This is a genomic window from Rhodococcus sp. P-2 (assembly GCF_016598535.1).
Taxonomy (GTDB): domain Bacteria; phylum Actinomycetota; class Actinomycetes; order Mycobacteriales; family Mycobacteriaceae; genus Rhodococcus_F; species Rhodococcus_F baikonurensis.
Window position 1 is genome coordinate 2,379,573 of sequence record NZ_CP066779.1, and the last position, 20,019, is coordinate 2,399,591.

Consider the following 20,019-nt stretch of genomic DNA (forward strand, 5'->3'; position numbering starts at 1 on the left):
CATCCGGGTGTCCGATCTACTGATCGGACCTACGACGTGAGCGCCGCTCACGTCGATACTCGTATGTACACCCAGATCAGGGGACATTTCTGTCATGACCACCGCTTCCATCTCACACCTGAGTTCCGTCGTAGCAGCCAACGCCGACGCCATCGACAAGGACGCGAGCAAAGCGCACGTCGTCTTCAAGGCTTCCGCCCAGGCGCACGACGCCGTTGCCAGCACCATTTCTCTCGGTAAGTACAGCGTCGAGGTCGACGAGCCGCCGGCCCTCGGCGGCGAGAACACCGCAGCCAATCCTGTCGAGTACTACCTTGCTTCGCTTCTGTCGTGCCAGGTGGTCACCTACCGCGTCTGGGCCGACAAGCTCGGTATCGCTCTCGACGACATCTCGGCCAGAGCCGAAGGTGACCTCGACGTTCGTGGATTCTTCGGCTTCGACGACGCCGTCCGTCCGGGATTCTCCGAGGTACGCGTGGTCGTCACCCTGACCGGCCCGGAAACCCGCGAACGGTATCTGGAGCTGCAGGAGACGGTCGACGCCCACTGCCCCGTACTCGATCTCACCCGCAATCCCGTCCCAGTGCATACAGTCGTCGAAACCGCCTGACCCGCATCAACCCACCTTCACCACGGAGTATGAATTCATGAGCGAGAACACCCCCGTCGACACCGATCCGACCGCCGATTGGTCGTTCGAAACCAAGCAGGTCCACGCCGGACAGGGCCCGGACAGCGCCACCAACGCTCGGGCACTTCCGATCTACCAGACCACCAGCTACGTCTTCGACAACACCGACCATGCGGCAGCACTCTTCGGCCTCGCCGAGCCGGGCAACATCTACACCCGCATCATGAACCCGACTCAGGACGCCGTCGAGCAGCGGATCGCCGCACTCGAAGGCGGAGTAGCGGCTCTGCTGGTTGCGTCCGGCCAGGCCGCCGAGACCTTCGCGATCCTCAACATCGCCGAAGCCGGTGACCACATCGTCTCCAGTCCTCGCCTGTACGGCGGCACGTACAACCTCTTCCACTACACGCTGCCCAAGCTGGGTATCACCGTCGACTTCGTCGAAGACCCGGACAACCTCGATCACTGGCGTGAGGCAATCCGTCCGAACACCAAGGCGTTCTACGGCGAGACCATCTCCAACCCCAAGAACGACGTGTTCGACATCCCCGGCATCAGCGCAGTCGCCCATGAGCACGGCATCCCCCTGATCGTGGACAACACGGTGGCAACTCCTTACCTCATTCAGCCGCTGAAGCACGGCGCTGACATCGTCGTCCACTCCGCCACCAAATACCTTGGCGGACACGGCACCGCGATCGCCGGCGTCATCGTCGACGGTGGCACCTTCGACTGGACCCAGGGACGCCACACCAACTTCACCACCCCGGACCCCAGCTACCACGGCGTCACCTTCGCCGATCTCGGTGCACCCGCCTACGCCCTCAAGGCGCGCGTTCAGCTTCTGCGCGATCTCGGCTCGGCCATCGCACCGTTCAACGCCTTCCTCATCTCGCAGGGCATCGAGACCTTGAGCCTGCGCATCGAGCGCCACGTGTCCAACGCCCAGAAGGTCGCGAAGTTCCTCGAGGGCCGCGCCGAAGTCACGTCGGTCGCGTACGCCGGACTGGAATCCTCACCCTGGCACGAGCGCGGAAAGCAGCTGGCGCCCAAGGGAACCGGCGCCATCGTCGCGTTCGAGCTCGCCGGTGGAGTCGACGCAGGCAAGAAGTTCGTCAACGCACTGACGCTGCACAGCCACGTCGCCAACATCGGTGACGTTCGCTCACTCGTCATCCACCCCGCCTCGACGACGCACTCGCAGCTCACCCCCGAGGAGCAGCTCGCTTCGGGCGTCACGCCGGGGCTCGTCCGCCTCGCGGTCGGTATCGAAGGAATCGACGACATCCTCGCCGACCTCGAAACCGGTTTGGCAGCAGCAGCTTCCTGATCGAGCACACGAAAAAGCTCGGCCCCGACAAGAGTCGGGACCGAGCTTTTTCGTTGCGTCAGAACTAGCTCTTGGGAGTGAACGCGGCCAGCGGTTCACTGTCGGACCAGTCGTGGCCCCAGTAGCTGTCCGCCGTGATTTCCTCAGCGGTGTAGAAGGTTTCGTCGACAAGCATGCCTTCGCAACCGAACTCGAGATCCCAGCCACCCGGTGCACGCACGTAGAACGACACCATCTTGTCGTTCGTGTGGCGACCCAACGTCGAGGAGATCGAGAAGCCGAGCTTGGCAACACGATCGAGAGCCTGACCGACGGCGTCGAGAGTCTCTGCTTCCATCATCAGGTGCACGAGACCAGGCTCGTCCACCGGCGGCGCCGGGCACAGCGCCAGGCTGTGGTGGCGCTGGTTGACACCCATGAAGCGAACGCGGCGAGCCGGCGGCGGCGCATCGATTCCGCCGAGACGGATGGAACCGCGCGGGAGGAATCCGAGCACCTCGGTGTAGAAGGTGTACGCCTCGTCGAAACGCGTAACCGGAAGCACCACATGGCCGAGGCCCTGATCGCCGGTGACGAAACGGCCGCCGTGCGGGGTGACCAGCGGGCTGTGGTCGAGCACCGGCCCGAAGAAGACCTCGACGCGGTTGCCGTTGGGATCGTCGAATGCGATGACCTGCTCGGCATCGCGGTAGCTTGCGTCGACCTCGGAAAGAACCTCGACCTCGACTCCGGCCTTCTCCACTGCTTCACGAACGCGCTGGAGCGCGAACTGATCTCGCACTTCCCAGCCCACTGCGAGGGCCTTGTCCGTCTCGCCGGGCAGGACGATCAGTCGCGCACGACGCTCGTCCAGGCGCAAGTAGAGGCCGTCGGCTTCCGGGCCACTACCGACCGCGAGGCCGAGTCCGTCGACCACGAGCTCGCGCCAGCGAGCCACGTCCTGCGTTTGGATCCTGAGATACCCCAGGCCCCGAATTTCAGTCATGCCTAACCGTCCTTGCTTCGAGAGTGATTGTGGGACTAGATCATCGAGCGGTGGATGCCCTGCGGTTCGCCACCGAGCTGCGAGAGCGTCGACGCGTGGAAGATGGAACCGGGTACGTGGATCGCGTGCGCGAGACCGGCATGCGCATCACGCCAGAACCGCTGCATCGGCGTGTTCAACTGCAACGCGCCACCACCGGAACGAGCAAAGATCTCGTCCACCGCCCGCACCGCCCGCCACGCCGCAGCAGTCTGCGTACGGCGACCGATCGCACGAAGCTCGAACGAAACTTCCTGACCCTTCTCGGTCATGTCCCAGAAACGATCCACCGTCTCCAAAATCGCAGCCCGAGAAGCAGCGATCTCGGCCGCCGCCTCACCGATCGCGAACAGCACGTACGGATCTTCCTTGATCGGAACACCACTGACCGTCACACGCTCACGCTGCGCAGCCATGTTGCACGCCAACGCACCCTCCGCAATACCGATCAACGACGAGGTGATTCCCAGCGGGAAAATGCACGAGAACGGGAACTTGTACAACGTCTCCGTACGGCCCGCTTCCTTCCACGCCGTCCCGTCGTACACCTTTCCGGCGTCGATCGTGCGGTAGGTGGGCAGGAATGCGTCCTTGACGATCAGGTCCTTCGACCCGGTTCCGCGCAGGCCCACGACATTCCAGCTGTCCTGGTCGATGTCGTAATCAGAGCGCGGCAGCAGTACGTGCAGGTGCTTCGGCGGCATCAACGGCTTACCGGATTCGTCACCGACCATCGCGCCGATCATGATCCAGTCACAGTGATCGGTACCGGACGAGAACGACCAGCGACCGTTGAGGATGTACCCACCCTCGACCGGCCTCGCTACGCCCATCGGCGCATACGGCGACGCCATCCACGTATCAGGATCGGTTCCCCACACCTCTTCCTGAGCCTTGCGGTCGAAGAACGCAAGCTCCCACGGATGCACACCGACGATGCCGCTGACCCAACCCGTGGCACCGTCCATCGCGCCGATAGCCATTGCCGTCTCGGCGAATTCACGCGGATGTGCCTCGAGGCCTCCGAATTCCTTCGGCTGGAACATCCGGATGACGCCGGAGTCGCGCAGTCGCTTCGCGCTGCCGTCCGTCAAGCGCATCAGCTTGTCGCCCTCGACTCCGTCGGCGCGGATCTCGTCGGCGAACTGTGAGATGTTGTCCAGAACCTGACCCATGATTTTTCCGGCTTTCTGGTTTCGGTACCCGGCGAGTGCCTAGGCAGAATGAAAATCTGTTGGTGAAACGGTGGCAGGTAGCCCGCCGAAGTGCAGAAACGCTTCCCGGTGAGTGGGAGCACCCATTACTTGCCTTCTGGACGCGTCAGGAATGCCAGAACGGACGCAACCCAGGCGTCACGGGCTTCGATCATCGTCCAGTGTCCGCAGTTGGGGAAGATGTGAACTTCGCCGTTCGGGATGTCGCGCATCGGCAGTATGGCCATGTCCACGGGGCTGACGCGGTCGTCGCGTCCCCAGGTCAACAGCGTCGGTGCCTTGATCTTGTTCAGCTGCGCCCAGTACGGCACGGCGGTCGATGCAGCGGCAGCTGCGCCCATGGCGGCCATGGCCTTGCTGCTGTACATACGACGGGCGATCTCGAGCGTCGTCGGCTCGGTGGCCAGGGCCCAACGCTCTTCGATGAGTTGCTCGGTGACGACGGCACGGTCGAAGACCATCGAATGCAACCACCGGACCAGAGCTTCGCGGGTGGGGTTGTCGGTGAACTCCATGAGGAGTTTGATGCCTTCACCGGGACCGGGAGAGAAGGTGTTCTTGCCCATGCCGCCGATGGTGACGAGCTTGCTCACGCGGTGCGGTTCGTCGATCGCGACCTTGGTGGCGACGATGCCGCCCATGGAGTTGCCGATCATGTGGACCGGTCCGAGGCCGAGGCCATCGAGGAACATCCCGACCGATGCCTGCGCCATCATCATCGGGTGGTCGGGGCCGGGATCGCTGACGCCGAATCCGGGGAACTCGAGAACGTAGCAGTGGAAGTGCTCCGCGAAGTCCGCGAGAACGCCACGGTAGTTACGCCAACCGGTGACACCGGGACCCGATCCGTGCAGCAGCAGGAGCGGCGGGCCGTCGCCGGCTTCGTGGTACCGGAGCACACCGAGATCGGTCTGCAGTTCCTTCAGAGTTCCCTCGTAGCTCAGTTCAGTCGTCATGGTCCGAACGGTGCCATCAGTACCGCTGAGCTGCTATGACCCGTCCCGATCAGCGAGACAAGTCGATCGAAATACGTCAGATCCAGTGGTCGGACGACGCTGCCAGCAGGCGATCCATCGTCTCCGCCGAGAACGTATTGGTCGGAACGGGAGGCGTCTTGCGGCCGCGGCGAGGAGCACCCAGTTCGGGGTACAACGTCCGCGAGACCTCACGAGCCGCGTCGACGACCAGCGGAGCAACTCGCTCGAGCTGAGCGGTCCGCATGTCGCCACACAACGCGATGCTGCCGACGGGACCCTCGTGTCCGCGAATTGCCGAAGCCACGCACGCGACTCCACGCGCCGACTCCCCGCGTTCGAAGGCCAGTCCCCGACGCTGACGGATGCGGTTCAGTTCCTGATGGAGCACAGCGACGTCGGTGATCGTGTTCTCGGTGCAGCGGGGAAGAGCCGACCCGAACAGAGCGTCGACGCGCTCGGGGTCGATCCATGCCAGCATCGCCTTGCCGCCGGCCGTCGAATGAGCGAGCACTCTGCCGCCGACGCGGGACGGCAGGGCCGCGGCAAACCGTCCGCCGACCTTGTCGAGGTAGACACTCTCGCGTCCGTCGAGCACGGACAGGTGAACGACCATGCCGGTCTGCAGGTGCAGTTCGTGCAGAAGCGGTGCTGCGGCTTCGCGGATCTGGCTGTGGCCGCCGTCGCCACCACCGAGGCCGAGTGCGCGGCGCCCGAGGCAGTAGCCGAACGATGCGTGATCGACCCAGTCCAGCTTGACGAGCTGATCGAGAATGCGGTGGACGGTGGACCGCGGCAACTGAGTACGGCACGCGACCTCTTCCAGCGTCAGCCGCGCTGCACGGCCGTCGAAGGCGTCGAGAATCAGCGTCATCCGCTCGACCATCGACGGCGGCAGATCCTTCTTGGGTTGCCCACCGGCAGTCTGGACGGTGGACAGTGTGTCGTTCATGTCAACGATGGTCATGGACGCCTCCCGAAAACTGGAATTGATTCTACCGACTATAACCCAGGTCACAGTTCCTGGAAAGTGAATCAACCTTTTCGATCCCGATCAGCGGTAATTCCCCTGCTGCCATGCGAGCAGGAGGGCTATAAACGCCCGATGCACCTGGGAATCGTCACGCCGGTACTGATTCAGCACCCGAGCACACGTTCGGAGTGGGAGGCGAGTGCCGACATCGGTGAGATCGCCACAGTGGCCGCTACGGCAGATCGACTCGGTTTCCATCATCTGACCTGCAGTGAGCACGTAGCAGTTCCCGAAGAGATTGCCACCGAACGCGGCGGAACCTATTGGGATCCACTCGCCACACTGGGCTATCTGGCCGCCCGCACGTCGCGGATCCTCCTGACGACGCAGGTGCTGGTACTGGGTTATCACCACCCCCTCGAGATCGCCAAGCGCTACGGAACACTGGATCGCGTCAGCAACGGACGCCTGATACTCGGGCTCGGAGTCGGAACTCTGAAACAAGAATTCGATCTCATAAATGCTCCGTTCGTCGACCGGGGAGCGCGTGCCGACGATGCTCTGGCAGCACTTCGTGCATCACTGTCGACGCCGACTCCGGAGTATCACGGCGAGTTCTACGACTACTCCGGATTCGTCGTCGAACCCCATGCCGTCCAGAAGCGCGTACCCCTGTGGATCGGCGGCCGGACCAAGAGGTCGTTGCGCCGGGCCACCACACACGGCGACGGTTGGGTTCCGTTCGGGCTGCGATTCTCCGAACTGAAGGAAATGCTCGACGCCACGACGCTCCCCGACGGATTCGACGTCGTCCTCCCCGCCGGCGCTCCGCTCGACCCCCTCGGCAATCCCGAATCCACGTTTCGTGCCCTCACTCGCGTCCGCGACGCCGGGGCGACCATCGCCAGTTGCTCGATCGGCGCTCGAAACGTCGAGCACTACTGCGAACAACTCGAAGAACTTCACCGAATCGCCCTCACCGAGGGCGTCGCTTTCACCACTTCCTGATCCGTCAACCTTCCCGAGTAAAGGACGTACCCATGACCGACACGACCGCCCTGATCGAATCTCTGCTGGCCCGAGTGGAATTGCTCGAGGACAAGCTCGCGATCACCGAACTGCTGACCACCTACAGCCCCGCCGTCGACAGTGGATCAGCCGACGAGGTCGCGAACCTGTGGCTCGAGGACGGCGTCTACGACGTCGACACCGGCGCGATGCACGGCCGCGGCGAACTCCGGGCCATGGTTCACAGCGCCTCTCACCAGAACTGGATCATGAACGGCGCGGCCCACATGATGACGCCAGCGCACATCCGCATCGACGGCAACAAGGCCGTCGCGACCTGCCATTCGCAATTGGTCATCAAGGACCCCGAGAACCCGACCGGGTTCAAGGTCCTCCGTATCACCGCGAACCGCTGGGAACTGATCAAGACGGACGGCGAGTGGAAGGTCGAACTGCGTACCAACGCCCTCCTCGACGGACGGCCCGAGGCTCGCGCTCTCCTGGCCGCCGGGGTGACGGCCTAACCCCCTGTGCGCGGTTAAGGACCCTCTGCGGTCGCTAACCGCGCACAGCTGTTGAAAGTTCGGCTCCCCGAACTCTATAGTTCACTTATTCGAACCAACAGGTCCGAGTACGTGTGACCAGGAGACCGATGAGCACCAGTACGCAAGAGCCGACGACTCCGCGCCGACGACCTACGGGGAGATCCATCGCTCTGCTCGGTCCGGCGTTCGTCGCGGCAATCGCGTACGTCGATCCGGGCAACGTCGCCGCCAACCTCACCGCCGGCGCGAAGTACGGCTATCTCCTCATCTGGGTGCTCGTCCTCGCCAACGCGATGGCCGTCCTGGTGCAGTATCTGTCCGCGAAACTCGGGTTGGTCTCCGGCAGATCCTTGCCCGAGATGCTCGGTCAGCGGCTACGCAAGAACAACCGTCGCGCGTTCTGGCTCCAGGCCGAGATGATGGCGATCGCGACCGACGTCGCCGAAGTCATCGGCGGCGCCATCGCACTCAACCTGCTCTTCAACATCCCGCTCTTCCTCGGCGGGCTGATCACCGGATGCGTGTCGATGGTGATCCTGACGATTCAAAGTCGGCGCGGACAGCGCACTTTCGAGTTCGTGGTCATGGGATTGCTGGCCATCATCACGATCGGCTTCCTGACCGGGCTCGCCTTCACCGACGTCTCCGGCAGCGAAGCAGTCGCGGGACTGGTGCCCCGCTTCGAAGGCACCGAGACCGTACTGCTCGCCGCCAGCATGCTCGGCGCCACGGTCATGCCGCACGCGATCTACCTTCACTCCGCATTGGCACGTGATCGCCACGGCCACATCAAACCCGGGCCACGGTTGCAGCGACTACTCAAAGTCACCCGTTGGGATGTCGTCGTCGCCTTGATCATCGCGGGCGGCGTGAACATCGGCATGCTGCTTCTGGCCGCTTCGGCTCTGCGCGGAGTACCCGGCACCGACACCATCGACGGCGCGCATGCCGCGATCGAGAATTCGCTCGGCCCGGGCGTGGCCGTTGTCTTCGCAATCGGGCTCCTCGCCTCGGGACTCGCGTCGACCTCCGTGGGATGCGCAGCCGGCGCCGAGATCATGCACGGTCTTCTGGCCATTCGCATTCCGGTGATCACACGCCGAATCGTCACTCTCATCCCGGCGCTGATCGTTCTCGGACTCGGCGTCGACCCGACGCTGGCGCTCGTGCTCAGCCAAGTGGTCTTGAGCCTGTGCATCCCCTTCGCGATCATCCCGCTGGTGCGAATGACCTCGGACCCCGAACTCATGGGCGACGCGCGAAATGCCCCGATCACGACCGTCGCGGCGTGGATTGCGGCGGGCTTGATCGTTGCACTCAACGTCGCTCTGCTGGTTCTGACGGTGACAGGCTAGAGCACCGGAGCCACCCAACGCGTCCCTCACAAACGCGCTGGACGGCTCCGGCCGGACTAGGAGGCTTGCTCGGCGAGAGTGGCCTTGGCCCAGCGGTAATCGGCCTTTCCGCTGGGAGAACGCCTGATCGACGGAACGTTCATGACGGTGCGCGGCACCTTGTACCGAGCGACCTGCGACGCGCAATGCTCACCGATCTCGGCAGCGTCCGGGACGTCGAAGCCTTCGCGGGTCGTGATGACCGCAGCGACGCGCTCACCGAACTTCGCATCCGGAATTCCCGCGACCAGTGCGTCGAGCACAGCCGGGTGACTCTTGAGTGCCTGCTCGACCTCCTCGGGATACACCTTCTCCCCACCGGTGTTGATGCACTGAGAACCACGCCCCAGCAGGACGATCGAGCCGTCGGCTTCGACACGTCCGACGTCGCCGAGCACCGACATCCGCACCCCGTCGATCACCGGGAACGTAGCCGCGGTCTTGACCGGATCATTGAAGTAGCCGACCGGCACGTGACCACTGCGAGCGATGTACCCGGTCTCGGGAGATCCCGGCTCCAGCGGCCGCATCCTTTCGTCCACGACGCGGGTCTCGTCGCGAGCCGCGATGCGCATCAATCCGTCTTCGCCGATCTCGAGATTGCCGTCGACGCCCGACTCCGAGGAGCCGAATCCGTCGCGGATCACCAGGTTCGGGAGTATGGACTTGAGCTGCTCGCGCAGGGAGAGCGAGAACAATGCTCCGCCCGACGAGACCATTCCGACCGTGCTGAGATCGTAATCCGCAGCGTTGGCAGCCAATTCGTCTGCGAGCGGACGCGCCATCGCATCTCCGACGACGGTGATGGAGACGGCCTTCTCACTCCCGGCGAGCTGCAGGGTCGTCTTCGCATCGAAGCGCGCCATGAGAATTGCGTTGGCGCCCATGAAGAATCCGGTGAACAGCGAGTACGACGCTGCGCCGTGCATCAACGGTGCAGTGCTGAGCATGTTCATCGCGGGCACGTTCGGGACCGCGGCGTACAGAGCTTCAGCGGTGGTGTGCGGCGGACCGAACGGATTTCCGCCGGTGAGCGCCGCGAAGTAGAAATCCTCGTGACGCCACATGACACCCTTGGGCATACCCGTCGTGCCACCGGTGTAGATGACGAAGAGGTCGTCGTTGCTGCGGGGCGCGAAGTCACGAGTAGCGGGCTGCTCCGCGGCAGCGTCGGCATATCGAACGACGTCGACGCCTTCGATGTCGCGGACCACCGACCCACCGACGACAACGACGTGTTTAATTCCGGGCGCGGCCGGGAGGACAGTCTCCACGACGGGAACGAACTCCTCGTCCACGATCAGCGCTACCGACTGCGAATCGTTGTACAGGTAGGTCAGTTCGGCGTCGACGTAGCGATAGTTGACGTTGATCGGGACTGCGCGAATCTTGAGGCAGCCGAGCAAACTCTCGACGAACTCGATGCTGTTGCGCATGTGCAGAGCGACGTGATCACCCGGCCCGACACCGACGCTCGCCAAGTGGCGGGCAATGCGGTTCGATCCCTCGTCCAGTTCGACGTAGGTGCGACGACGGCCATCGCACACGAGTGCGGTGCGGTCCGGAATCAAATCCGAAATGCCCTCGTACAGATCTGCCAAATTCAGTGACACTACTGGTGCCTTCCTTGATGTCCGGCCCGGGGAATGCGGGACCGACCGTACTGCGTTTCGGTGAGAACTATCCGACCCGGGTGCCGACGAATGCGGCCAAGAACTGGGCGGATTCACCCGTTGCGCCACCAGAAGTCGCGAAAGCCGATCCTGCCGTGAGGATCTCCGACGGCGGTGTGGGATGGGGACGTTTCTGGGTGTCGACAACCATGGTGGCTCCGGGACAGGATCGGTGGTGGCGCAGGGCGCGTACGCGGTGGGGTCGCCGCGTCGACCCAAGGTGGCATGCGCCGCTCGTGACCCAGATCACCGCTCCCGCTCAGTGAGACTACTCGTCTTTAGGCCGACATTCTGCTCAAAACTAGAACTAATTCTGATTTTGCTCGAATGATTTTTTCGGAACGACAACCGAACTCTCGACTTCAAATTAGAATGAATACTAATTTTTCTGAACCTACTCGCCAGACCGGATCGAAGGAGCACGACATGACGCAATCACTGAGCTTGGAAGGCAAAGTTGCCGCCGTCACCGGCGCCGGCGCCGGCCTGGGTCGCGCCGAGGCACTCGGACTCGCCGCTGCCGGCGCAGCCGTCATCGTCAACGACATGGGCGCAGCGGCCAACGACGTGGTCGACGAGATCAAGGCAGCAGGCGGACAGGCACTCGCCATCACCGGCGACGTCTCCGATTGGTCACTCGGCGGGCGCATCATCGAAGAGGCCGTCAAGAACTTCGGATCCTTCGACATCCTCGTCAACAATGCAGGCATCCTGCGCGACAAGATGATCTTCAACCTGACCGAATCCGATTGGGACGACGTCATCCGCGTACACCTCAAGGGTCACGCCGCCACCTCACACGCAGCCGCAGTCCACTGGCGCGCAGCCAGCAAGGCCGCCGACGCACCGGTCTACGGCCGCATCATCAATACCTCTTCCGAAGCCTTTCTCTTCGGCAGCGCCGGACAGCCCAACTACTCGGCAGCCAAGGCCGGTATCACCGCGCTGACGCTCTCGAGCGCAGCAGGTCTCTCCCGCTACGGCGTCCGCACCAACGCGATCTGCCCCCGCGCCCGCACCGCTATGACGGCAGAAGCCTTCGGCGAAAACAACACCGGCGTCGTCGGCCTCGATCCGCTTGCACCCGAGCGCGTCGCGACCCTGGTCAGCTACCTCGCATCCCCCGATTCCGACGAGATCAACGGTCAGGTATTCGTCGTCTACGGCAAGATGGTGGCGTTGATGGAAGCACCCAAGGTCGAGAATCGTTTCGACGCAGCCGGATCCGCGTTCACGGTCGAAGAACTCGGTGGCCAGCTCTCGTCCTACTTCTCCGGCCGTGGGCCGTACGAGACCTACGCCGCCTACAGCGTCGCCGGCCTCGAAAAGATCGCACTTGCAGTCGACGAGACCGCAACAGTTTAAGCAGCACTGACGAAGAGGAGCGTTTTCATGAGGTTGAACGGCAAGGTAGCGATCGTCACCGGCGGCGCCGGTGGAATCGGTCGCGCCATCACCCGAGTCTTCGCCCGTGAAGGCGCGAAGGTCCTGTTCGTCGACATCAACGACGAGCAGGGCCAGGCCCTCGAACAAGAACTGGCCGGCTCCGGCAAGTTTCTGAACGTCGACCTTGCTGCTGCCGGTTCGGCCGAGCAGATCCGTGACGCTGCGCTCGCGGCTTTCGGCAAGCTCGACATCCTGGTGAACAACGCTCACGCGTCCCGTCAGGCTCCGTTGCTCGAAACCACGCAGGACATGTTCGACCTGTCCTTCAACACCGGTTTCTACCCCGTTGTCCACCTGATGCAGGCGTGCCACGACGAACTCGCGAAGACCAAGGGTTCGGTCGTCAACTTCGCATCGGGTTCAGGTTTGGACGGAATGCCCACCCAGACGTCCTACGCTGCGGCCAAGGAAGCTGTGCGAGGCCTGACGCGCGTCGTCGCCAACGAGTGGGCGCCGGAAGGCATTCGGGTCAACGTGGTCTGCCCGTTCGCTGCCACCGAAGGCGTCGTCAAGTGGCAGGAAGCCTTCCCCGAACGTGCAGCCGCATCGGTTGCCAAGGTACCGCTCGGACGCATCGGGGATCCCGAAACCGACATCGCTCCTGTCGTGGTGTTCCTGGCGAGCGACGATTCCCAGTACATGACCGGACAGACGTTGATGGCCGACGGCGGCAGCATCAAACTGCGCTGAGCCGAAGTTCTTCTCGGTGGGACTCAGCTCACCGAGAAGAGCTTGGCAGCGTTGTCGTGCACGACGGCTCGCAGCCACTCGTCTCCGAGATCGAAGCGCGTAACCGCTTGCAAGGCCGTGAGATACGGGTACGGGATGTTGGGGAAGTCGCTGCCGAACAGGATGCGGTCCTGCATGTCGACGAGCCGTGACACGTCGGCCTTCGGGAAGGCACACTGCTCTTCCGTGAAGTCGGTGAAGGCCATGGTCGTATCCAGGCGAATGTTGCCGTAAGCCTCTGCCAGATCGAGGAATTCGCTGTACTCGGGCATCCCCATGTGCGCGACGATCAACGACAGGCGCGGGTACCGTGACAACAGCGAAGCAATGCGATCGGGCCCCGTGTACTCCCCCGGCGCCGGTCCCGATCCACAGTGGATCACGATAGGCGTCTCGGAGTCCTCGAGCTGACCCCAGACCTTGTCGAGCAGAGGGTCGTTCGGATCGTAGTTGCCGACCTGGATGTGGGACTTGAAGATTCGCGCACCCGACTCCAACGCCTTCCCGACGTACGACGCTGCCGACTCCTCGGGATAGAAAGTGGCCGTGTGCAGGCAATCGGGTGTTTGCGCGGCAAACTCGACGGCCCACTGGTTGAGCCACTCGGCCATCGCGTGCTTGTGCGGGTAGATCATGGACGTGAAAGCTCGGACGCCGAACTCGCGGAGACGGTGTACCCGCTCCTCCTCGGCAAGGCGGTAGGCGATGGGCCATGGTCGCCCGATCATCGGGCCCGCCGAATCGAAGTAACCCCACACCTTGTCCATGACGCTCTTCGGCATGAAATGGGTATGGACGTCGATCACGCCCGGAACACCCAACTCGCGCCAGAAAGCCCGAACCTCGGCGATCTCTTCCGGTCCGGTCGATGGGACCTCTTCGGTACACACGTCTGACACCCCTTTCGTTCGCTCGACCATACCGAGCGCCGTCGCGCTCACCGGGACAGGTCGTTGACGGCCCGCCATGAGCACCCGAGTGTGAACCCATCTTGCCGATCACCGTTGGAGGTTGAATGTCTCAGGCCGAGTCCGAAGTGGGGTCGATCAGTGCCGTCGAGGAACTGCTCGCAATCGAGGAAATCAAACGTGTCTTCGCCGCGCGCCTACGCTGCATGGACACCAAGCAGTGGCACGTCTACCCGACCCTGCACACCGCAGACGTCGTCAGCGAGACGTGGGGCGGACTCCCGACGGACAAGCAACCCAAGACCGGTGACACCTCGAACCAGGTAGTGGGCATCGACAAACTCACCGCCGCAATTCGGAACATGCTCGACGGCGACATCCCCCTCACCACGGCACACCACGCACACACTCCCGAAATCGTGCTGACCTCGCCCACCACCGCAACCGGTATCTGGGCGATGGAGGACATGCTGTGGTGGAACGACGGCGAGAAAGAACTGCATCTACACGGCTACGGCCACTACCACGAGGAATACCGCAAAGAAGACGGCAGGTGGCTGATCAGCTACCGAACGCTCACGCGGCTCCGTGTCGACCAGGACCCCGGATTCTTCCGATTCATGAAAGCGCTGTGACGAAGTGACCAACCCGCTGTTCCAACCGCTCCGTATCCGTTCGCTCGAATTGTCCAACCGCATAGTCATGTCGCCGATGACGCGCACGTACTCCATCGAGGGCGTGCCCGGGCGCGACGTCGCCGACTACTACCGCCGACGCGCCGAGGGCGGAACCGGACTGATCGTCACCGAGGGCGTCGCGATCGATCACGAGACTGCTGTCGATCACGCCAATGTCCCCAACCTCCACACCCCTGCCGCTCAGGCCGGCTGGCGCAAGGTAGTCGACGACGTGCACGCTGCGGGCGGCAAGATCGTGCCTCAGCTCTGGCACGTCGGACCGCTGTGGGGTGCGATGACGCAAATGGGCCCCTCACTCAAGCCGATGCGCCCCTCCGGCGAATGGGGCCCGCTCGGCGTCACCTCGTACTCTGCTGCCTACGTCGAGCGCGCACAGGCGAGCACCGAAGCGATGACCGAGCAGGACATCCAGGACGTCATCGACGCGTACGTCCGCAGCGCCAAGCACGCCGTCGAACTCGGCTTCGACGGCATCGCGATCCACGGCGGTCACGGCTACCTCCTCGACTCCTTCTTCTGGGAGGGCACCAACCAGCGCGACGACGCGTGGGGCGGCGACCTGGAGCGTCGTACCAAGTTCCCGGCCGCCGTCGTCGCTGCGATCCGCGCGGCCATCGGACCGGATCTGCCGATCATCTACCGTTTCTCGCAGCACAAGCAGCAGGATTTCACCGCCAAGATCGCGGAAACTCCCGAGGAGTTGGGCGTCATCCTGGGCGCGCTGGTCGACGCCGGAGTCGACGTTCTCGATGCCAGCATCAGGCGTTTCGACGTCCCGGCCTTCGAAGGCAGCGATCTCTCGCTAGCGGGTTGGGCGAAGAAGCTGACAGGCGCCGTCACGATGGCCGTCGGCAGCGTCGGGATCGGAAAGTCACTGCGCGACAGTCGCATCGAAGGTGTTGCGCCGGTGGTGGACAACATCCCACAGCTCGAGGAGCGCATCGGCAGCGGTGAGTTCGATCTGATCGCGATCGGCCGCCTCCATCTCGCCGATCCGGCGTTGGCGTCGACCCTGCGCGACGGTGGTCCGCTGCCCGCGTTCGATCGAGCGGTGCATGAGGGCAGCTTGATCTAGGGGCTCGCCCCTGTGATGATCTAGTGGCTCCGCCCCCTGTGCGCCTTTCCGGTAGTTCGCACTACCGACAAGGCGCACAGGGCCGAAGGCCTTTATGTTCGACCTATGACTACCTTCAACGCCTGGGTCGCCCGCGAAAGCGACGGCACCATCGACTTCACCCCCGAAACCGTCGACGAGTCCTTCCTCCCCGCAGGTGAGGTCACCATTCGCGTCGAGTATTCGAGCGTCAACTACAAGGACGCGCTCGCGGTCACCCCGAAAGGCGGGGTGGTTCGCGAGTACCCGATCGTCCCCGGCATCGACGTCGCCGGCGAGGTCATTGCCTCCGAGTCCGACGCATTCGCCCCGGGCGACAAGGTCGTCGCACATGGTTACGAGATCGGGACCGCCCGCAACGGCGGCTACGCCGAGATCGCCCGTTTGCCTGCCGAGTGGGTCGTGAAGCTCGACGGCATTTCCACCGCCGACGCTGCTGCGATCGGCACGGCAGGATTCACCGCGGCCATGAGTGTCCAAGCCATTCTGGCCAGCGGAGTGACGCCCGCCGACGGTCCCGTCCTGGTGACGGGCGCGAGCGGCGGAGTCGGCACCGTCAGTGTCGACCTTCTGGCAAGCGCAGGCTTCGACGTGGTCGCCTCCAGCGGCAAGCCCGGCGCGGCAGACCTTCTGGTCTCACTCGGTGCGTCTTCGGTGATCGGCCGGCTCCCCGAGGATCCCGACGCCAAGCCTCGCCCGCTCGGAAAATCTCAGTGGGCGGCGGCCGTCGACTGCGTCGGTGGAAAGACCCTCGCTCACGTTCTGAGCACGATCAACTACGGCGGTGTTGTGGCCGCCAGCGGGTTGACCGGTGGCGCCGCGCTGCCTACGACCGTGCTGCCGTTCATTCTCCGCGGAGTCTCACTGCTGGGCATGGACTCGGTATTGATGCCGGTCGAACCCCGTCGCGCGCTGTGGGCCCGTCTGGGCTCCGACCTCGCACCACGTCATCTGCAAGAGATCACGAACCTCGTTGCCGTCCGCGACGTCGTCTCGGTGATCGATCAGGTACGCGAAGGCAAGTACACCGGCCGTGCGCTGGTTCAGGTTGCCGCCGGTTTCTGAACCGCTCAGAAAAGTGTGAACAGATCTGCCGGCTCTTCGGCCGTCGTGGACTTCTCTTTGTACGGAGAGTTCACGGCGGTCGGCTCCTTCTTCACCGGGGCAGCAAGCGGCACCGACGCGATGTCCCCCGAGACGATGGCGCGTGCGGCTTCGCCGGCCAGCTTGTCTGCCATCTCGTTGTAGTGGTTGCCCACATGCCCGCGCACCCAGCGGAAGCGCACCGGTCCGACACGATCGGTGATGGCTCGATCGATACTCTGCACCAATTCGAGGTTCTTGACCGCCCCGCCGCTCGCGGTCTTCCAGCCCTTGCGCTTCCAGCTGGGCAACCATTCGGAAGCGCACTTGATGGCGTACTGCGAGTCGGATTCGATGAGCAGAGGATCTGCACCGGGATGGGCGACGACGGCCTCGAACAGAGCACGCAACTCGGCAATCTGGTTGGTGCCGGACGCTTCTCCGCCGGACATGCTCGGACCCTCGTGATTGACCCACGCCCAGCCGATAGCCCCGCCGGGGTTTCGCAGACAGGATCCGTCGGTGCTCACGATGATCATGGCTCGGACAATACGTTGCGCCACCGACACACGCCTTAACGGAGGATGGACGGTGGCGATACGCTGACCTCGATGACGCCGCTATCTCCGGTCGACGAAGTCACGGTGACTTCTCAGCGACCACTCGATGCCGCGCTGACGCTCAGCCCGCATCAGCGCGGACCCGGCGACCCCGCACATCGGCGGTCCGCCGACGGAGCGATCTGGCGAGTTTCCCGCCAACTTTCGGGTCCTGTGACCTACCGCATCACTCAGTCGGATCGCCACTCGGTGCGGGTGCAGGCGTGGGGTCCCGGCGCCACGGAATTACTGATCGGCGCTGAAGCGTTGCTCGGTCTCGACGACGAAGCCGAAGATTTCGCCCCCGAACATCCCAAGCTCGCCGAAGCTCATCGACGCTTCCCGCATCTGCGCATCGGCCGCACCGGCCGCGTCATGGAAGCTCTCGTTCCCGCGATCCTCGAGCAACGCGTCCACGGCATCGACGCGTTTGCCGCGTGGCGCCGCCTGCTGACCAAGTTCGGTGAGCGCCCGCCCGGCCCGGCACCCGACGGAATGCGAGTTCCACTCACCGCGGACCAATGGCGTCGAATGCCGTCATGGGAGTTCCATCGCGCGAACGTCGATCCCGCGAGGTCCAAGACGATCGTTCAGTGTGCTCGCGTCGCCGACCGCCTCGAGCAGGCATCCACGTTCCCCCGGGCCGAAGCGACCAAACGATTGCGAGCGGTGCCCGGCGTCGGAATCTGGACTGCCGCCGAAGTGGCTCAGCGCGCCTTCGGCGATTCCGATGCACTCTCGGTCGGCGACTACCACCTCGCTGCCGTCGTCGGGTGGTCACTGCTGGGTGAACCGATAGACGACGCCGAGATGGTGCAGTACCTCGCGCCCCTTCAACCGCATCGATACCGCGCCGTGAGGCTTCTGCAGGTCAGCGGCCAAGCCGTCAAACCCAAGTTCGGTCCGCGAACTGCCGTTGCCGACCACCGCTGGCACTGAGGGTTTGCACCGAGAACCAGGAGACAAGAAATGTCGACCCGATACGCACACATCGCCTTCTCCCCCGCTGCGGTGGAGCGTCAGCGGTCGACCGGGAGTTTCACTGTCTACGGTTCGAAACTCGATCAGCCCGACGAAGGCCCGATGGAATTCGATTTCCGCGCTCAGGGATTCGTGAAATCCGTGGATTCCTTCTTCATGTCCACGGTGACGCCCGACGGGTGGCCGTACGTCCAACATCGCGGCGGCCCGCGCGGATTCCTGCATGTGTTGGGTCCGAATCGAATCGGATTCGCCGATCTTCCCGGCAATCAGCAATTCGTGACACTCGGCAATCTGGAAGCGAACAATCGCATCTCGCTGTTCGTCATCGACTACCCGACGCGGACGAGATTGAAGATCTACGGGCGTGCGCAGGTGATCGAGGAGGACCAGGACCCTGCACTACTGCAACAGCTCTTGCAAGTTCCCGGCGGCACCATGACCGCAAAAGCCCAGCGTTCCATCGTCATCGAGGTCGAAGCGTTCGACTGGAACTGCAGTCGAAACATCACACCTCGCTTCGACAAGGAGCGCATGGACGAATCCCTCGCTCTGGCACGCCAACCCCTGCAAGCCGAGGTCGACCGGCTTACAGCCGAGGTCGAGGAATTGCGCGCGCGTTTGTCGAAGAACGAATGAGACTGGGCGGTTTCAGGGCACCCGGAGTCGGGTAGCCACCAAACACGGCCCGTCGCACGGAGACGACGGGTCCCGTTGTGCCCGAGGAGGTCCGCACGATCGATCCAGACGGTGGAGTTCAGGCTAACGAACTGCACCGCCACCATTCACGACTGGTTCCACACAGACAGATTGGCCGTCCCCATGAAACTGTCCCGAACTCTCACCATGTCCGTTCTCGTTGTCGCCGCAGTCGGCGCCGGAGCCGGCACCGCGGTCGCAGCGCCCCCGAATGCGGGCTTCGATCCGTCCCAACCCCTACTGACGCCGACCGCCGAGTCGAACAGCCAGGCGGCGTTGATGCTCTTCCCCGGTAACGATCCGAAGCAAGCCGCGTTCGACACGATGGCCAACGAGGTCAATATCGGCTGGAACAACGGCGGCTTGCAGTCGACGCTCATCGGAGCCAACCTCGGCGTCGGAATCGGCTGCCTGTCGATCTTCCCGAACTTCATCGCCGGCTGCATCGTCGGTGGAGTCATCGGCACGGTTGCCGGAGTCGGCGCGGGAATCACCAACGGAAACCCGAACGCTGCGCCGGCCGTCGAGAAGTTCTTCGCGACTCCTTGAGAGGCGCTCAGCTGTGCGTGTGCCCGGGGGTGGGTGTCTCGTCGTGAAAATGTGTGGCGCCGATCGAATGCAACAGCTGGTGAACGGTGTCGTCTGCCAGTTGGTATCGCATCGATCGGCCGTCGCGCGTCGCGCTCACCCACCCCTGGCTACGCAGTAGGCGCAGCGCATGTGAGACCGCAGTGCCGCTCATCCCCAGCGCCACGGACAGATCCGTGACGCAGATCCCCGGTGCGTGGTGAAGGCAGAGCAGCAGACGCAGACGGTTTGCGTCGGAGAGCAGCTCGAAGCGACCGGACCAACTGGTGACGTCCAGACCCTCGAGTGCAGCCCTGGCGCGTCGAACATCCTCGATGCTCAGCGCGCCGCTGGTGTCTGCTGCACCTGCATTCGTCAACCGACTGCCTCCGTAGAACTTCCGATCCCCCGCCGCAAGTGTACCCAGAA

At 63.7% G+C, this 20,019-nt stretch carries 22 protein-coding genes; 14 read left to right on the forward strand and 8 right to left on the reverse strand.

The genetic code is table 11. The features are described 5' to 3' along the window. The first annotated feature begins 94 nt into the window (after positions 1-94). Together I7X09_RS11280 and I7X09_RS11285 are read left to right on the forward strand one after the other, a co-directional pair. Positions 95-610, forward strand: coding sequence for an OsmC family protein (locus tag I7X09_RS11280; protein ID WP_007732784.1), 516 nt, complete (start codon positions 95-97; stop codon positions 608-610). A 37-nt stretch (positions 611-647) separates the two neighbouring features. After that, positions 648-1,961 carry a bifunctional o-acetylhomoserine/o-acetylserine sulfhydrylase gene (locus I7X09_RS11285; RefSeq protein ID WP_124569590.1) on the forward strand — a complete coding sequence of 438 codons (1,314 nt, stop codon included), beginning with the start codon at positions 648-650 and terminating at the stop codon, positions 1,959-1,961. A gap of 64 nt (positions 1,962-2,025) precedes the next feature. On the opposite strand, the gene bphC is transcribed toward I7X09_RS11285, so the two are convergent. The 4 genes from bphC to I7X09_RS11305 form a co-directional block, all read right to left on the reverse strand. After that, positions 2,026-2,946 (reverse strand): biphenyl-2,3-diol 1,2-dioxygenase, encoded by a 921-nt coding sequence (gene bphC, locus I7X09_RS11290; protein WP_095968411.1) that lies wholly within the window; start codon positions 2,944-2,946, stop codon positions 2,026-2,028. Between the two features lie 35 nt (positions 2,947-2,981). Beyond that, positions 2,982-4,160, reverse strand: coding sequence for an acyl-CoA dehydrogenase family protein (locus I7X09_RS11295; protein ID WP_003940250.1), 1,179 nt, complete (start codon positions 4,158-4,160; stop codon positions 2,982-2,984). Between the two features lie 125 nt (positions 4,161-4,285). Next, a complete protein-coding gene (locus tag I7X09_RS11300) occupies positions 4,286-5,155 on the reverse strand; it encodes an alpha/beta fold hydrolase (protein WP_019745379.1) in 870 nt (289 codons plus the stop codon). A 76-nt stretch (positions 5,156-5,231) separates the two neighbouring features. Then, positions 5,232-6,140 (reverse strand): IclR family transcriptional regulator, encoded by a 909-nt coding sequence (locus I7X09_RS11305; RefSeq protein ID WP_095973173.1) that lies wholly within the window; start codon positions 6,138-6,140, stop codon positions 5,232-5,234. A 138-nt stretch (positions 6,141-6,278) separates the two neighbouring features. On the opposite strand from I7X09_RS11305, the gene I7X09_RS11310 reads away from it, so the two are divergent. From I7X09_RS11310 to I7X09_RS11320, 3 genes are all read left to right on the forward strand, one after another. Continuing rightward, positions 6,279-7,154 (forward strand): TIGR03619 family F420-dependent LLM class oxidoreductase, encoded by an 876-nt coding sequence (locus I7X09_RS11310; protein ID WP_200316828.1) that lies wholly within the window; start codon positions 6,279-6,281, stop codon positions 7,152-7,154. Positions 7,155-7,186: 32 nt separating this feature from the next. Continuing rightward, the gene (locus tag I7X09_RS11315; RefSeq protein ID WP_124569213.1) at positions 7,187-7,678 is read left to right on the forward strand and encodes a nuclear transport factor 2 family protein; all 492 of its coding nucleotides are present in this window, start codon (positions 7,187-7,189) and stop codon (positions 7,676-7,678) included. A 128-nt stretch (positions 7,679-7,806) separates the two neighbouring features. Continuing rightward, a complete protein-coding gene (locus I7X09_RS11320; RefSeq protein ID WP_095973170.1) occupies positions 7,807-9,054 on the forward strand; it encodes an Nramp family divalent metal transporter in 1,248 nt (415 codons plus the stop codon). Positions 9,055-9,110: 56 nt separating this feature from the next. On the opposite strand, the gene I7X09_RS11325 is transcribed toward I7X09_RS11320, so the two are convergent. Next, complete coding sequence (locus I7X09_RS11325; RefSeq protein ID WP_124569212.1) at positions 9,111-10,706, reverse strand: acyl-CoA synthetase; 1,596 nt, start codon at positions 10,704-10,706, stop codon at positions 9,111-9,113. 17 nt (positions 10,707-10,723) lie between these two features. Here I7X09_RS11325 and I7X09_RS11330 point away from each other — a divergent pair, with 17 nt between their 5' ends. The 3 genes from I7X09_RS11330 (at position 10,724) to I7X09_RS11340 (ending at position 12,902) form a co-directional block, all read left to right on the forward strand. Continuing rightward, positions 10,724-11,032 carry a hypothetical protein gene (locus I7X09_RS11330; protein ID WP_200316830.1) on the forward strand — a complete coding sequence of 103 codons (309 nt, stop codon included), beginning with the start codon at positions 10,724-10,726 and terminating at the stop codon, positions 11,030-11,032. A 160-nt stretch (positions 11,033-11,192) separates the two neighbouring features. After that, on the forward strand, positions 11,193-12,131 hold the full coding sequence (locus I7X09_RS11335; protein ID WP_095973168.1) for a 3-oxoacyl-ACP reductase: 939 nt from the start codon (positions 11,193-11,195) through the stop codon (positions 12,129-12,131). Between the two features lie 27 nt (positions 12,132-12,158). Then, positions 12,159-12,902 carry an SDR family NAD(P)-dependent oxidoreductase gene (locus I7X09_RS11340; RefSeq protein ID WP_095973167.1) on the forward strand — a complete coding sequence of 248 codons (744 nt, stop codon included), beginning with the start codon at positions 12,159-12,161 and terminating at the stop codon, positions 12,900-12,902. Positions 12,903-12,925: 23 nt separating this feature from the next. Here the strand turns inward: I7X09_RS11340 and I7X09_RS11345 are convergent, their stop codons facing one another. Next, positions 12,926-13,831: an amidohydrolase family protein gene (locus I7X09_RS11345; protein WP_200316832.1), complete on the reverse strand. Its 906-nt coding sequence runs from the start codon at positions 13,829-13,831 to the stop codon at positions 12,926-12,928. A 125-nt stretch (positions 13,832-13,956) separates the two neighbouring features. On the opposite strand from I7X09_RS11345, the gene I7X09_RS11350 reads away from it, so the two are divergent. From I7X09_RS11350 to I7X09_RS11360, 3 genes are all read left to right on the forward strand, one after another. Continuing rightward, positions 13,957-14,484 carry a nuclear transport factor 2 family protein gene (locus tag I7X09_RS11350; protein WP_166809067.1) on the forward strand — a complete coding sequence of 176 codons (528 nt, stop codon included), beginning with the start codon at positions 13,957-13,959 and terminating at the stop codon, positions 14,482-14,484. A 4-nt stretch (positions 14,485-14,488) separates the two neighbouring features. Beyond that, positions 14,489-15,622, forward strand: a complete 1,134-nt coding sequence (locus I7X09_RS11355; RefSeq protein ID WP_200316834.1) for an oxidoreductase — start codon at positions 14,489-14,491, stop codon at positions 15,620-15,622. A 105-nt stretch (positions 15,623-15,727) separates the two neighbouring features. Continuing rightward, positions 15,728-16,726 carry an acrylyl-CoA reductase family protein gene (locus tag I7X09_RS11360; RefSeq protein ID WP_200316836.1) on the forward strand — a complete coding sequence of 333 codons (999 nt, stop codon included), beginning with the start codon at positions 15,728-15,730 and terminating at the stop codon, positions 16,724-16,726. A gap of 5 nt (positions 16,727-16,731) precedes the next feature. Here the strand turns inward: I7X09_RS11360 and I7X09_RS11365 are convergent, their stop codons facing one another. Next, the gene (locus I7X09_RS11365; protein ID WP_007729467.1) at positions 16,732-17,283 is read right to left on the reverse strand and encodes a ribonuclease H family protein; all 552 of its coding nucleotides are present in this window, start codon (positions 17,281-17,283) and stop codon (positions 16,732-16,734) included. A 45-nt stretch (positions 17,284-17,328) separates the two neighbouring features. Between I7X09_RS11365 and I7X09_RS11370 the strand changes: the two genes are divergently transcribed. From I7X09_RS11370 to I7X09_RS11380, 3 genes are all read left to right on the forward strand, one after another. Beyond that, the gene (locus I7X09_RS11370; protein WP_200316838.1) at positions 17,329-18,282 is read left to right on the forward strand and encodes a DNA-3-methyladenine glycosylase family protein; all 954 of its coding nucleotides are present in this window, start codon (positions 17,329-17,331) and stop codon (positions 18,280-18,282) included. A gap of 30 nt (positions 18,283-18,312) precedes the next feature. Continuing rightward, positions 18,313-18,963: a pyridoxamine 5'-phosphate oxidase family protein gene (locus I7X09_RS11375; RefSeq protein ID WP_200316840.1), complete on the forward strand. Its 651-nt coding sequence runs from the start codon at positions 18,313-18,315 to the stop codon at positions 18,961-18,963. 111 nt (positions 18,964-19,074) lie between these two features. Beyond that, positions 19,075-19,572 (forward strand): hypothetical protein, encoded by a 498-nt coding sequence (locus I7X09_RS11380; protein WP_200316842.1) that lies wholly within the window; start codon positions 19,075-19,077, stop codon positions 19,570-19,572. A gap of 7 nt (positions 19,573-19,579) precedes the next feature. Here I7X09_RS11380 and I7X09_RS11385 read toward each other — a convergent pair whose 3' ends face one another. Continuing rightward, positions 19,580-19,969, reverse strand: coding sequence for an ArsR/SmtB family transcription factor (locus I7X09_RS11385; protein ID WP_095973161.1), 390 nt, complete (start codon positions 19,967-19,969; stop codon positions 19,580-19,582). Positions 19,970-20,019: the final 50 nt, after the last annotated feature.

What these genes read in the sequence shown, in the direction of transcription:
- I7X09_RS11280 (WP_007732784.1), top strand. Translation starts at nt 95, where the DNA reads ATGACCACCGCTTCCATCTCACACCTGAGTTCCGTCGTAGCAGCCAAC.
- I7X09_RS11285 (WP_124569590.1), top strand. Translation starts at nt 648, where the DNA reads ATGAGCGAGAACACCCCCGTCGACACCGATCCGACCGCCGATTGGTCG.
- bphC (WP_095968411.1), bottom strand. Translation starts at nt 2,946, where the DNA reads ATGACTGAAATTCGGGGCCTGGGGTATCTCAGGATCCAAACGCAGGAC.
- I7X09_RS11295 (WP_003940250.1), bottom strand. Translation starts at nt 4,160, where the DNA reads ATGGGTCAGGTTCTGGACAACATCTCACAGTTCGCCGACGAGATCCGC.
- I7X09_RS11300 (WP_019745379.1), bottom strand. Translation starts at nt 5,155, where the DNA reads ATGACGACTGAACTGAGCTACGAGGGAACTCTGAAGGAACTGCAGACC.
- I7X09_RS11305 (WP_095973173.1), bottom strand. Translation starts at nt 6,140, where the DNA reads ATGACCATCGTTGACATGAACGACACACTGTCCACCGTCCAGACTGCC.
- I7X09_RS11310 (WP_200316828.1), top strand. Translation starts at nt 6,279, where the DNA reads ATGCACCTGGGAATCGTCACGCCGGTACTGATTCAGCACCCGAGCACA.
- I7X09_RS11315 (WP_124569213.1), top strand. Translation starts at nt 7,187, where the DNA reads ATGACCGACACGACCGCCCTGATCGAATCTCTGCTGGCCCGAGTGGAA.
- I7X09_RS11320 (WP_095973170.1), top strand. Translation starts at nt 7,807, where the DNA reads ATGAGCACCAGTACGCAAGAGCCGACGACTCCGCGCCGACGACCTACG.
- I7X09_RS11330 (WP_200316830.1), top strand. Translation starts at nt 10,724, where the DNA reads ATGTCCGGCCCGGGGAATGCGGGACCGACCGTACTGCGTTTCGGTGAG.
- I7X09_RS11335 (WP_095973168.1), top strand. Translation starts at nt 11,193, where the DNA reads ATGACGCAATCACTGAGCTTGGAAGGCAAAGTTGCCGCCGTCACCGGC.
- I7X09_RS11340 (WP_095973167.1), top strand. Translation starts at nt 12,159, where the DNA reads ATGAGGTTGAACGGCAAGGTAGCGATCGTCACCGGCGGCGCCGGTGGA.
- I7X09_RS11350 (WP_166809067.1), top strand. Translation starts at nt 13,957, where the DNA reads ATGTCTCAGGCCGAGTCCGAAGTGGGGTCGATCAGTGCCGTCGAGGAA.
- I7X09_RS11360 (WP_200316836.1), top strand. Translation starts at nt 15,728, where the DNA reads ATGACTACCTTCAACGCCTGGGTCGCCCGCGAAAGCGACGGCACCATC.
- I7X09_RS11365 (WP_007729467.1), bottom strand. Translation starts at nt 17,283, where the DNA reads ATGATCATCGTGAGCACCGACGGATCCTGTCTGCGAAACCCCGGCGGG.
- I7X09_RS11370 (WP_200316838.1), top strand. Translation starts at nt 17,329, where the DNA reads ATGGACGGTGGCGATACGCTGACCTCGATGACGCCGCTATCTCCGGTC.
- I7X09_RS11375 (WP_200316840.1), top strand. Translation starts at nt 18,313, where the DNA reads ATGTCGACCCGATACGCACACATCGCCTTCTCCCCCGCTGCGGTGGAG.